The sequence below is a fragment of the Acinetobacter sp. ANC 4204 genome, from assembly GCF_002135205.1.
Lineage (GTDB): Bacteria > Pseudomonadota > Gammaproteobacteria > Pseudomonadales > Moraxellaceae > Acinetobacter.
The window spans coordinates 209,271-222,247 of record NZ_NEFZ01000005.1 but is presented as its reverse complement, the minus strand read 5'-3'; the positions used below and the strand labels follow the sequence as shown (position 1 = coordinate 222,247).

The 12,977-nt window shown below is 43.7% G+C and carries 12 protein-coding genes; 8 read left to right on the top strand and 4 right to left on the bottom strand.

The genetic code is table 11. The features are described 5' to 3' along the window. Positions 1–4: 4 nt before the first annotated feature. The 4 genes from ribD to B9T36_RS12415 all read left to right on the top strand — a co-directional run bounded on the left by ribD (position 5) and on the right by B9T36_RS12415 (position 3,774). Positions 5–1,108 carry a bifunctional diaminohydroxyphosphoribosylaminopyrimidine deaminase/5-amino-6-(5-phosphoribosylamino)uracil reductase RibD gene (gene ribD, locus B9T36_RS12430; RefSeq protein WP_086209784.1) on the top strand — a complete coding sequence of 368 codons (1,104 nt, stop codon included), beginning with the start codon at positions 5–7 and terminating at the stop codon, positions 1,106–1,108. Then, positions 1,105–2,397: a DNA adenine methylase gene (locus tag B9T36_RS12425; RefSeq protein ID WP_086209783.1), complete on the top strand. Its 1,293-nt coding sequence runs from the start codon at positions 1,105–1,107 to the stop codon at positions 2,395–2,397. Before ribD ends, B9T36_RS12425 begins: the two co-directional genes overlap by 4 nt. Before the next feature lie 23 nt (positions 2,398–2,420). Next, a complete protein-coding gene (locus tag B9T36_RS12420) occupies positions 2,421–3,080 on the top strand; it encodes a riboflavin synthase (protein ID WP_086209782.1) in 660 nt (219 codons plus the stop codon). 145 nt (positions 3,081–3,225) lie between these two features. Next, positions 3,226–3,774, top strand: a complete 549-nt coding sequence (locus B9T36_RS12415; RefSeq protein ID WP_086209781.1) for a VTT domain-containing protein — start codon at positions 3,226–3,228, stop codon at positions 3,772–3,774. A gap of 72 nt (positions 3,775–3,846) precedes the next feature. Here the strand turns inward: B9T36_RS12415 and B9T36_RS12410 are convergent, their stop codons facing one another. The 3 genes from B9T36_RS12410 to B9T36_RS12400 are packed head-to-tail and all read right to left on the bottom strand — an operon-like array spanning position 3,847 to position 6,366. Then, positions 3,847–4,485: a hypothetical protein gene (locus B9T36_RS12410; protein ID WP_086209780.1), complete on the bottom strand. Its 639-nt coding sequence runs from the start codon at positions 4,483–4,485 to the stop codon at positions 3,847–3,849. 32 nt (positions 4,486–4,517) lie between these two features. Next, positions 4,518–4,925: a DNA polymerase III subunit chi gene (locus tag B9T36_RS12405; protein WP_086209779.1), complete on the bottom strand. Its 408-nt coding sequence runs from the start codon at positions 4,923–4,925 to the stop codon at positions 4,518–4,520. Further along, a complete protein-coding gene (locus B9T36_RS12400; RefSeq protein ID WP_086209778.1) occupies positions 4,918–6,366 on the bottom strand; it encodes a leucyl aminopeptidase in 1,449 nt (482 codons plus the stop codon). Before B9T36_RS12400 ends, B9T36_RS12405 begins: the two co-directional genes overlap by 8 nt. Positions 6,367–6,524: 158 nt before the next feature. On the opposite strand from B9T36_RS12400, the gene lptF reads away from it, so the two are divergent. The 4 genes from lptF to B9T36_RS12380 all read left to right on the top strand — a co-directional run bounded on the left by lptF (position 6,525) and on the right by B9T36_RS12380 (position 11,562). Next, complete coding sequence (gene lptF / locus B9T36_RS12395) at positions 6,525–7,625, top strand: LPS export ABC transporter permease LptF (RefSeq protein WP_086209777.1); 1,101 nt, start codon at positions 6,525–6,527, stop codon at positions 7,623–7,625. 2 nt (positions 7,626–7,627) lie between these two features. After that, entirely contained in the window at positions 7,628–8,698 is a 1,071-nt protein-coding gene (gene lptG / locus B9T36_RS12390) for an LPS export ABC transporter permease LptG (RefSeq protein ID WP_086209776.1), read from the top strand. A 122-nt stretch (positions 8,699–8,820) separates the two neighbouring features. Then, a complete protein-coding gene (gpmI, locus tag B9T36_RS12385) occupies positions 8,821–10,368 on the top strand; it encodes a 2,3-bisphosphoglycerate-independent phosphoglycerate mutase (protein WP_086209775.1) in 1,548 nt (515 codons plus the stop codon). A gap of 18 nt (positions 10,369–10,386) precedes the next feature. Continuing rightward, positions 10,387–11,562, top strand: coding sequence for a S41 family peptidase (locus tag B9T36_RS12380; protein ID WP_086209774.1), 1,176 nt, complete (start codon positions 10,387–10,389; stop codon positions 11,560–11,562). A 4-nt stretch (positions 11,563–11,566) separates the two neighbouring features. On the opposite strand, the gene B9T36_RS12375 is transcribed toward B9T36_RS12380, so the two are convergent. After that, positions 11,567–12,931, bottom strand: a complete 1,365-nt coding sequence (locus B9T36_RS12375) for a sigma-54-dependent transcriptional regulator (RefSeq protein ID WP_416202564.1) — start codon at positions 12,929–12,931, stop codon at positions 11,567–11,569. Between the last annotated feature and the right edge of the window lie 46 nt (positions 12,932–12,977).

Here is a 12,977-nt window from a genome sequence, read left to right as displayed (position 1 = left end):
ATCCATGTCTGAATTACAGTCCAGTTCTTTACAAGCTGACCAAGCTTGGATGAAACAAGCGATTGCTTTAGCAATGCAAGGTCAATACAGCACTAAACCAAATCCAAATGTAGGCTGTGTCATTGTCAAAAATGGACAGTTACTAGGCACAGGTTATCATCCTAAAGCAGGTCAACCCCATGCAGAAGTTTTTGCCATGCGTGAAGCGGGCGAACAGACTCGGGGTGCAACCGCTTATGTGACCTTAGAACCGTGCGCGCATTATGGGCGTACACCGCCATGTGCTAAAGGTTTGGTTGAGGCAGGGGTGGCACGTGTTGTGATTGCCTGTCCAGATCCCAATCCCTTAGTGGCAGGTAAAGGCGTTCAAATTTTAGAAGAAGCAGGTATTGAGGTTGAGGTTGGTACTTGCCAAGCCGAAGCGCATCAGTTGAATTCGGGTTTTTTAAAAGCGATGGCAACAGGCATGCCCTATGTGCGTTTAAAAGTTGCTTCTAGTTTAGATGGTCGAACCGCGATGGCGTCGGGTGAGTCAAAATGGATTACAGGCTCAGCAGCACGTTTAGATGTTCAGCATTTTCGTGCCATTTCTGGCGTCGTGATCACGGGGATTGAAACGATATTGGCCGATGATCCTCAACTCAATGTGAGAGAACTTCAGGGTGTAGCTGATATTAATACTGTGATACAGCCAAAACGTCTGATCTTAGATCGTCAAGGACGTCTACCTTTGACTGCTCAGATCCTACAACAACCTGATACCGTGATGGTGATGGGGCCTTATCGTCAAGCATTAGCCGATTTAGGCGTGCTGCAGTTTGCTGTACAGCCTTTAGATCAGTTATTAAAGCAGTTGGTTCAATCACATCAGATTTATGATGTCATGGTTGAAGCAGGTGCAACGTTATCGACGGCTTTTTTACAAGAAAAGTTGGTTGATGAAATGATTAGTTATGTAGCACCGACCTTATTGGGTCAGTCTGCACGTGCAATGTTCAATGCTGAGTTTTCTCAGATGGCAGAGCAACTCCGCTTTAAGCTGCTGGATGTTACCCGATTGGGTGATGATGTGCGCTTAACGCTTATTCCATCTCAAGAGTCATTATGAGTTCAGAGTCTACGGTTTATCATAAACGTCGTCATGCGGCACGTACTACAGATGAATACCTATTTCATCAACTTGTTCCTTATTTGGGGAATAAGCGCCGTCTGTTGCATCTGATTTTAGAAGCACTTGAGAGTACTGGAACGTTAAACCGTACAGATGGTCGTGCGCCTATTTTTGCAGACTTCTTTGCAGGCTCAGGTGTAGTCTCACGTTTGGCACGCCAAAATGGTTATCGGGTGATTGCCAATGACTGGGAACCGTATAGCCATGCTCTGAATAATGCCGTGTTATCTTGCGTTGATGCACCTGCATTTAAAGAGTTGGGTGGCTATCAAAAAGCCATTGATTATTTAAATCGCCTGCCTGAAGTGAAAGGCTGGGTGACGCATAATCTGTGTCCGCGTAATGATGAAATTTATGATCCGAGCCGTGACCGTTTGTTCTTTAAGCGTCGCAACGGCATGCGTATTGATGCAATTCGTCAGCAAATTGCGACTTGGCAAGCACAGGGTGCTATTGATGATGTGGAAATGTCAGCACTGTTGGCGCCGCTACTGTACTCTGCTAGTTTTGTTAGCAATACTTCAGGCGTCTTTAAAAGCTTCCACCACGGTTGGGGGGGTAAAACTCAAACAGCGTTAGAGCGGATTGAGTCCTTGCTTTGGTTAACGCCGAGCCGTTTTTGTGAAGTGGGTGACCCGAAAAAACCTGCGGCGGAAATGTGGTGTGTCGATGCACAACATTTGGCCAATCAAATGAGTGGTTTTGAGGTCGATGTGGCGTATTTAGACCCACCCTATAACCAGCATGCCTACAGCAGTAATTATCATGTGTTGAATGCTTTAACGCTATGGGATCAGGTTGATTTACCAACCCCTGACACCAAAGGCTTTAAAAGCGGGATCGACCGTGCATGGCGTAAAGAACGTCCGAGCCCATATAACTCTTCTAAGTATGCCAAAGAAGCTTATGAGAAGTTACTTTCGACCATCAATGCACGTTACATTTTAACCAGCTATTCAACCGATGGTAATATTGAAGCAGGTGATTTGCTCAAGGCGAATCTAGAGCGTGGACGAGTGACTTTATTGACACAAGATGTACCTCGTTATCGCGTGAGTAAGCAACGCCAGTCGGAGCGCGCACGTGTGTTAGAGTTTATTGTGATCACCGATACCCATGCCAAGTCAGGGCCACCAATTCGACAGTTACTTGGGCAATTATACCATTATGCAGAATTGGGCGGGGTCGATACATCTGGAGTCACCACGCAGTTGGCACTGTGGTAAGAAGATTGAGGTAAAAATAAGTCATGTTTACAGGAATCATTGAAAGTCTAGGCACTGTTGAAAGCCTGCAAAATGTCGGTGGTGACGTGCGTTTACGCATTGGTACTGACCTCGATATGTCAGATGTACATTTAGGTGACTCGATTGCCACTAACGGTATTTGCCTCACGGTAATTGATTGGGGGGAGCATTGGTATGCTGCAGATGTTTCGCGTGAAAGTCTGAACCGAACCACACTGGGTGGTTGGAAAGTGGGGCAACGGGTCAATGTAGAAAAGGCGATGTTGCCAACCACACGCTTTGGTGGACACATTGTGTCAGGGCATGTCGATGCGGTGGGTGAAATTACCATTGTACGTGAAGATGCACGCTCGCTGTATTTTGAAGTCACAGCACCGCCTGAAATTGCCCGTTATTTGGCAGAAAAGGGTTCGATTACAGTTGATGGCATTAGTTTGACCATTAACCATTTACGTGGGCATATTTTGAGTCTCAATTTAATTCCGCATACGGCGGAACGAACCAATATTGCAACGTGGAAGTCAGGCAGTAAAGTGAACCTTGAAGTAGATGTGTTAGCACGCTACATCGAACGCCTGATGATGGGTAATAAAGCAGCTGAAACTACCCCACAATCTAAAATTAGTTTAGACTTTTTGGCACAAAATGGTTTCTTGAAATAGAAAAATCGTTTAGATTGCAGCAAGAATAGACAAAAGATGAGCTCCCTATTTTGCCAAAATGAGGGAGTTTTTCTTTTGAAATGAATAGGTAAGCAATTGAGTATGATGAAAGATAGTACGCAGTTTATTGCACGGATACGTGACAATGATTGATTTTTTTCTCCATCTAGAACAATTATTGCCCGTACTGCTTGCAGAATACGGCCTTTGGATTTATGCGATTCTTTTTCTGATTATTTTTGCAGAAACGGGTTTCGTTTTTATGTTCTTTTTGCCTGGTGACAGTTTATTAATTGCCATTGGTGCACTGTGTTCAAGCTCAGATTTAATTCACATCCATACTATGGGTATTTTGATGATTATTGCTGCGGTATTGGGCTATAGTGTCAATTATTATACGGGCCAAAAACTAGGCTTCAAGTTTGCACATCAACATTCACGTTGGTTGAAACCTGAATATATGGTGAAAACCAATCAGTACTTCCTAAAGCATGGTGGTAAAACCATTTTAGTAGCACGTTTCATTCCTTTTGTCCGTTCATTTGCTCCTTTTGCAGCAGGTGCAGGACATATGAGTTTGAGTAGTTTTATGTGGTACAACGTCACAGGTGGTTTGATTTGGATCACCAGTTTGTTGGCGATTGGTTATGGTGTGGGTAACACTTTATCGTTCATGGTCGGGGTATTCGCTTAACGACTAACAATGGAGAGCGTGATGCATACATATAAAGAAACTCACCGAAGTGAGTTTACATGAATGGGTCACTTATTCGGCAGTGTTGGATACCACCTCATCTGAGAAATTTGAGTTTTTCAGAATATAATCAATTTCTTCTTGTGCCGCAGCTTTCAGCTTGCTGCGGTAGGCGGTCACAGATTCTTCAATTAAGGTTTCCGCTTCAAGTTCCAAGCGTAAACGAACACTTTCAAGTTCAGATAAAATCTGTGCATCGTTAATGCTGAGCTTAGCTTTGGCATAATCCAGTGCGTGCTCAGGTGTTTTTTCATAGCGTGCAGTATAGTTTGAAATTTCCTGATCAACGCTTTGTCGCATGACATTCAACGCTTGCGTTTGCTCATTAAACTGACGAATTTCATCTTTTTTCAGGCTTTCAGCATAAGCTTCCTGTGCAGCACGTTTATCTGCCAGTGATTTTTCCAACGCTTCTTGCTTACGAATTCGCGCTTCTTCAATCAGCTGTGCTTTCAGGTCAGCATAGGCTTGCTCAATTTTTTGGGTAGAGACGGCTTGAGCGCGTTGGTCTTGTTCAATCCAACTGTGTAAACCTGTTTCAGGTTTGAGTACATCACAGACGCGACTCAGGTCATCAATAAAGGCCTGACGAACAGCATCAGGGACATTTAACCAGCGCTGTTTAAAATCTGGACCAACATTCAATGCCACTACGCATCTCCTTATGTCAACGGTGGAAAGGTTTAGAGCTTGAAGGTTCGAGCTTCCACACCTAAACGTCGATACTGTTTAAATTTTTCACGACCTTGTTGTTTGGCCGACTCGTTATTTTCAATAATTTCTATAATGTGGCTAAATTTTTCGAACTGTTCAATAGCTCGATCGTTAAAATTGAACACAATCCAATCGGATTGTTCGGGCAGTTGGCCTGAAATACAGATTCGAGCCTCAATTTGATCAATGCCATGCGGAATAAAGCTTGTACGATCAAAACTCCACAACCGTTCATCTAATTGCTGCTGTCGTTCAGTGTCACTTGCATGCAACCAGATTCGCTCTGGTTGGCGCAAGATTTTTCGGCATAAACGACAAGCACTTTCGACTTGTCGTTCAGGACTTTGTTCAAACAGGTAAAAGCTAATATTAGCCATTAGATTGCGCACGGTTGGCTAAGAATTGCATCAGTAAAGGCACTGGACGCCCTGTTGCACCCTTATTGGCGCCCGAATTCCATGCTGTACCTGCAATGTCTAAGTGCGCCCAACGGTAATCACGGGTGAAGCGTTGCAAGAAGCAAGCCGCCGTCACAGCACCAGCTTTAGGCCCGCCAATGTTGGCAATATCGGCAAATGGGGAGTCGAGCTGTTCTTGATAATCATCAATCACCGGCATGCGCCAGACGCGGTCAAAGCTGTTTTGACCTGCGTTGGATAATTCTGCTGCTAATTCATCATCAGGAGTAAACATTCCTGTGAGTACAGAACCGAGTGCAACGACACAAGCACCTGTTAAGGTTGCAATATCAATCACCAGTTCGGGATTAAAACGTTTGACATAGGTCAAGGTGTCGCACAGTACCAAACGACCCTCTGCATCGGTATTTAAAATTTCAACGGTTTGGCCACTCATGGTGCTCACGATGTCACCCGGGCGTGTAGCTTTGCCTGAAGGCATATTTTCAGCCGCAGCAATCGTACCTACGACATGAATGGCTAAACGTGATTCACATAGAGCCCGGAGTGTCCCGAGAACCGATGCTGCACCACACATGTCATATTTCATTTCATCCATACCAGCACCCGGTTTCAATGAAATGCCACCTGTATCAAAGGTAATCCCTTTACCGACCAAGACCACTGGGGCTTCAGTACGTTCAGCTTGATACTCAAGAGTAATGATACGGCCTGGGCGATCTGAGCCTTTGCTCACCGCAAGGAAAGAGTGCATACCCAAGTCAGCCATTTGCTGTTCATCGAGGACATTAACGCGGAGCAGGTCAGGGTATTGGGCTGCTAGAGCTAAAGCTTGTTCAGCTAAATATTCAGGGAAGCAGATATTGCCCGGACGATTACCTAAATCACGTGCAAAGCTTTGACCTGATTGCACTGCTTCAATCAATTTGAGCTGTGCATCATTCAGTGTCGAGTTGGTTGCAATGAAGCTAATGTGTTCAAGCACAGCCTCTGTTTTTTTCGATTTGAATTCGTCAAAAGCATACGCTGCTTGCGTCAAGCTGAGGGCAAATAAATAATGCAATTCAGTCGGGAGGGCTGAAAGATCAATACTGATGTGTTTGAATTTTTTTTGTGAAGCTTTGATAATAGTTTGTGCAACTTTAGCCAGTTTTGCTGTTTGTAATTCAGCAGCTTTACCAATTCCTAACAATGCTGCATTTGGGCTTGTTGGGATTTGAGCAATGAGGCTTAAGGTTTCATTGAAAGCGGCTTTAAACTGAGCTGCCTCAACTAAGTTGTTTAAATCATTAATTTGATAACTATTTGTAAGCTGTTGAGTGTTTTCAGAATCTACTAATATCAACAAAAATTGGCTAGACGTATTCTCTGCGAATGACGTATTAATAGAGAGTTTCATAAGTTTTATTTAAGCCTTATAAAGTTTGAAAATGATTAAACCACTGAAACATTAACATGAATAGAGTTGCAAAGTGCAACAAGAGTACAGGTTTTATATTTTCACTATTCGGGTAAACTAGCGCTAGTTTTTATTCACCTATTTTTGGAAGCATTAATTTGATTATTCGGCGTTATCTGGTCAAACAAGTGGTGTCGACATCCTTGGTTGTGATTGCCTTATTGACCTTGATCATGATGGGCGGTCGTTTGATCAAGTATTTTGGTGTAGCCGCACAAGGTCGCTTGGATGCAGGTATTTTATTTAGCATTATTGGCTATCGTTTGCCTGAATTTTTAACGCTAATACTTCCTCTAGGCTTCTTCATTGGTTTGATGCTGGTGTTTGGTCGTTTATATGTCGATCATGAAATGGCGGTACTTAATGGTAGTGGGGTTAGTCGTAATCAGTTAGGACGGCTTCTGATTCCACTTACGGTGGTTTATCTTGCTGTCCAAGCAATTTTAATGTTGTGGATGGCGCCGTGGGGTGTTCGTCAATTTGAACAACTCACCACCAGTCAGGCAGTACGAACAGGGTTTGATCTGGTTCGCCCTAAAGAGTTCATTTCATCTGGCCCTTATACTATTTATGCAGGTGATTTGTCGGAAGACCGCAAGAATCTCAAAGATATTTTCTTTTATCAGCGTGCTGAGAAAGAGGGTAAGCCTGATGTCATGATTTTGGCCAAAGAAGCCACACGTGTTGAAATTAAAAATGATCCTGCCAATGTGGTGGACTTGGTACAGGGTCGACGTTATGAAATTTATCCAGGACAGCCGCGTTATACGCAAGCGGAGTTTCAGTCTTATCGTCTACGTTTAGAAAATGATAAAGAAGCGAAGTTTGAAAGTGCTGATGTTGAAGCACTGTCTACTGTGAAACTTTGGGATAATCGAAATGATCCTGTCGTGGCGAGTGAATTGGGTTGGCGTATTTTTGTGCCCTTTGCGATTGTGGTCGCATTGATGCTTGCTGTAGCCTTATCTGAAGTGAGTCCACGTCAAGGGCGTTATTTAAAGCTGTTTCCAGCATTACTGATTTTTGCCAGTCTGATTGTGGCGTTAATGGCCATTAAAACTCGGGTCAGCAAAGAAGAAATGGGCATTTGGGCTTATCCACTGATTTTGGTGATTTATGCGATTGCAGCAGCACTGTTTTCTCGTAAACAAAAGCTTGCACCCAAAATTAAGAAAACATTACAACGAGCGGGGTCTTAATCATGTTCGCACGTCGTATAGTCGCAAAACATGTGACCAAAACCACCGCGATGGCAATGATAGGTGCCACAGCCATTTTATCAGTTCTACAAATTCTGTTTACTTATTTAGGTGAGTTAGGCTCTCTCAAAGATGGGTATGGGGCGTTGGATGCTTTACGCTACGTCCTATGGGGGGCACCACAATATTTGTATGAAATTCTGCCGATTGCAGCACTGATTGGTTCTGTATTGGGCTTGGGCACTTTGGCATCGAACAGTGAGCTGATAGTGATGCGCTCTGTTGGTGTGAGTCTTTGGCGGATCGTCGGTTGGGTGATTCGTTCGGCATTGATTTTAGTGGTGCTGTCTTTTGCTCTAAGTGAATGGGTGATTCCCTATACCAATGAGCAAGCCAAAAGTGTGAAAAGTCATCGAACGGCTGCTGAGTTGGGTGAAGTCCGTGGTTATTGGACGCGAGAAGGGCAACGCTTTATTTATGTCGATTATGCCAACTCTCAAGGTCAATTGAAAAATGTGCAAGTGGTCGACTTTGATCGGGATGCTCGTTTAAAAGGGGTATTGAATGCCGAACAGGGGCAATTTGTACAAGATGGCCGTTGGATTTTACAGAATACTGCACAAGTCGATTTGCTAGCAACGGGGAATGCGTCTTTACAAAAAGCAACTGAGATGCCTTTGGCCTTAGCTTTACAACCGAAATATGTACATATGGTGACTATTGATCCTGAAGATCTCTCACCGAGTCAATTGGTCAGTTTCATGAGTTATATGCATGAATACAGCCAAGTGCCTAAAACGTATCAGTTGGCTTTTTGGCAGAAAGTGGCCTCTCCATTTGCTTTAATTGCCTTGGTGTTGATTGCGTGTTCCTTTATTTTTGGTCCACTTCGCCAACAGTCGATGGGCTTTCGTTTGGTGATTGCACTGTTTACAGGTTTAGGATTCTTTTACCTACAAGACTTCTTGGGGTATGCAAGTTTGGTGTATTCACCATCACCTGCGTGGTTTGTTTTTGTGCCGATCTTGTTGATGTTTACAGCAGGCGGTTATTTATTACAACGTGCGCGTTAACTGTACGATATTGAAGAAAACAATGCGAATGATGGTGTTAAACCATCATGCCTGCATAGAGTCTTGACCGAAAATTCGGTAAGATATAGCGATTAATTTGTAGACAAAAAAGAGTGTTTATTATGGCGGATGCAACTGCTGGCAAAATTCCTCACGTATTGGTGATTATGGATGGTGTGGGTCATCGTGAGGCGGTCGAAGACAATGCATTTTTAGCAGCAAATCGACCAAATTTAACAGCGATTGAAGCAAAGCATCCGCATAGCTTAATTTCAGGCTCTGGTGAAGACGTCGGCTTACCAGATGGTCAAATGGGCAACTCTGAAGTGGGTCATATGAACTTGGGCGCAGGGCGTGTGCTCTATCAAGACTTTACCCGCATCACCAAAGACATTCGCACAGGTGCTTTTTTTGAGCATGAAGTGTTGGTCGATGCTGTTGAAAAAGCCAAAGCAGCGGGTGGTGTGGTACACATCATGGGCTTGTTGTCTGAAGGTGGGGTACATTCACACGAAGATCATATTGTGGCTATGGCTGAACTTGCGTTAAAACGTGGTGCAACCGTGTACCTTCATGCCTTCTTAGATGGTCGTGATACGCCGCCACGCAGTGCTCAACCCTCTTTAGAAAAATTAGATGCATTGTTTGCTCAATATCCAAATCAAGGACGTATTGTCAGCTTGATTGGTCGTTATTTTGCGATGGATCGTGACAATCGTTGGGACCGTGTAGAGCAAGCTTATCGTTTACTCACAGAGTCTGAAGCTACACGTACTGCGGCTACGGCAGTTGAAGGTTTGGAACTGGCTTATGCGGCTGATGAGTCGGATGAGTTTGTCAAAGCAACACGTATTGGCGATGCTGTGAAAGTTGAAGATGGTGACAGTATTGTCTTTATGAACTTCCGTGCCGACCGTGCACGTGAGATCACTAAAGCGTTTGTTGAAAAAGATTTTGCAGGTTTTGCACGTAAAGTCGTACCCAACTTATCGAAATTTGTCATGTTGACACGTTACCAAGCCAGTATTGATGCGCCTGTGGCGTATATGCCTGAAGCATTGAAAAACTCGATTGGTGAATATCTTTCAGACCTTGGCAAAACCCAATTGCGTATTGCTGAAACTGAGAAATATGCACATGTGACGTTCTTCTTCAGCGGTGGTCGTGAAGATGAATATCCAGGTGAAAAACGTATTTTGATTCCTTCACCGAATGTTGCGACTTATGACCTCAAGCCAGAAATGAGCGCATATGAAGTAACCGATGAATTGGTGGCTGCGATTAACTCAGGCGAGTTTGATCTGTTGGTGGTGAACTATGCCAACGGCGACATGGTTGGTCATACGGGCGTGTTTAATGCTGCGGTGAAAGCAGTGGAAGCCGTTGATTTATGCTTAGGCCGTGTCTATGAAGCGGTGATGGCACAAAAAGGTCATATGTTAATTACGGCTGACCATGGTAATGTTGAACAAATGCAGGATTATCATAGCGGTCAGGTACATACTCAGCATACCACAGAGCTCGTGCCGTTCATTTATGTAGGACCAACGCAAGCAACCATCGCTGAAGGTGGCGTATTGGCTGATGTCGCACCAACGCTACTTAGCTTAATGCACATTCCTGTTCCTACAGAAATGAAAGGTCGTAACTTAATTACATTAGACGTATAAATCAATTTGGGTGGATAAATGGCAAAAGCATCGTGGACTTCAATAGGTGTAATGATTGCTTTAGGTTTTGCTTTGATCCACTCAGTGGGTGCTGTTGCAAAAACAGCGACTGCACCTGCTTTTGATGATGAATTGGAACAGGGCTATGTTGAGGTTCCAATAGAATCCATTCAACAATTTGTGCAAATTTATGGTTTAGTCAAAGATAATTATGTGGCTGAACGCAGTGATGATGCTCTTTTTCAACAGGCCATTAAAGGCTTGGTCGGCGGTTTAGACCGTTATTCCCGCTATTTATCACCGCAAGAATATAAGCAGTTGGTGCAATATACTGAAGGAGATTTGGCTTCGGTAGATTTTGGTTTAGTATTTGATTCCCGCTTACAACAATGGCTGATACGTGGGCTGAAACCTGATTCAGACTCGAGCAAATTGGGTTTAAAAAATGCAGATGCCATTTTTAAAATAGATGATCAGGAATTACATAAGCTCAGCCATACTCAGGTGAATGATTTACTCAGTGGTGCCATCGGCAGTACGGTGAGCCTTCAATTGAAAGCTAATTCTGTTCCAATCAATGTGGTGAGAACCCGAAAGGTTGAAACAGATATTCAGTCTCAGTTATTGAACAACCAAGTATTGGTGCTGAAAGTTCGTGTTTTCCAACAAGATACCGCCAACGAAATTCAACAGTTGATCGAAGAACACCATTCGTCGCGTCTAAAAGCAGTGTTGATTGATCTCAGGAATAACCCGGGAGGATTGTTGTCCGCTGCAGTGGAATCTGCTGATCTATTTTTAAATCAAGGCGTCATTGTTTCAACGAAAAGCCGCTCGGAGGGTGATCAGCAGTTTCAGGCCTTACCAAGCTTTGAGTTTCAAAACTTGAAAGTAGGAATTTTAATCAATGATCGCTCTGCATCAGCGGCAGAAGTATTTACTGCGGCGCTCAAGGAACATGGGCGAGCATGGGTGATTGGTGAGAAAAGTTATGGCAAAGGGGTCGTGCAGAAACTTTTTCCACTGTCCAATGGTGCAGCTTTGCAAATGACCGTGTCTCACTATTACACGCCAACTGGTCAGATGATTGAAGGGGTGGGAATTGCGCCAAATCAGGTTTATCCAATGCCACACGAACTCAAAGACGAAAGCTATGTTGAACATGTGGCAGAGATTTTAATTAACCGTCGTTAAGTCTTTAAACGGAATCGTCTTCACCATCGAGTCCGAATTTCTTCAAGCGATAACGTAAAGAACGGAATGACATGCCGAGCTTTTTAGCCGCCAGTGTTCGGTTCCAGTGGGTGAGATTGAGTGCATTCATCAAAATTTCTTTTTCAATTTTTTCTAAATACAGCTCTAAGCCTTCTTCAGGTAATTTGCGTGAAGGCACAGGGCTAAGTTGATCAGTACCAATCGCACCCTGTTGTGTGGCATTAGTATAGTTGGCCTGTGCAATCGGTCGCAGTGGGGCGGTTTGCAAGTGCGGTAAGTCAATACTGCTTTCATCACTTAAAGTGATGGCACGTTCCATCATATTGCGCAGTTCACGCACATTGCCCGGATAATATTGGGCCAATAAAAACTCACGTGCACGTTCACTTAGGGTTTTGACCGGGATGTCCCACTCTTGACAGATTTTCTGAATGAAATGCTGTGCCAAAAGAATAATGTCATTACCGCGCTCACGTAGGGCAGGCAGTACAATGTCCATAACATGGATGCGGAAATATAAGTCCTGACGGAATTTACCTTGTTGTACTAAGGCTTCAAGGTCTTGGTGGCTGGCACTAATCACACGGAAATCGACATCAATTTCTGTATCGCTACCAATGGGACGAATACGCTTTTCTTGTACTGCACGTAAGAGTTTGACTTGCATGGTTAGTGGCAGTTCTGCAATTTCATCTAAAAATAGACTGCCACCATGTGCAGAAAGGATCAGGCCTTGTTTGTCTTGGGTTGCCCCTGTGAAACTACCTTTACGATGTCCAAATAGTTCACTTTCCATCAGTTCTGTTGGGATAGCACCACAGTTGATGGCAATAAATGGCCCTTCATTACGGTTACTCAGGCGATGTACCAAATTGGCCACCACTTCTTTACCAGTTCCTGATTCACCTGTAATAAAGACAGGGGCTTGTGAGCGGGCAATTTTTTTCAAGGTCACACGAAGCTGTTGAATAGGAAGGGATTGACCAATTAACAGTTTGTGTTCAAGCGTATCTTCTTGAATATGTAGCTGGCTGATAGGCTGGTTAAAGGCCTTTTGTAAAAGTTGCTCTAAATGCTTTTGGTTGATTGGTTTACTGACAAAATCAAAAGCACCCGCTTTTAATGCGGCAATCGCGACATCCATGTTGCCATAAGCAGTTAATACAGCTACAGGTAGATTAGGATAATTTTGAGCAATAAAATCCACCAGCGTTAATCCATTACCATCAGGTAAATTCAAATCTGTCAGACAGGCATCATATTGATGTGTTTTAAGTGCTTGAACAGCCTCCTGTAAACGATAGGCAATATGCGTATCAATCCCCATTCGACTTAAAGACATTTGCATCAGTGTACATAAGTCTTGTTCATCATCCACCAATAAGACAAGTGGT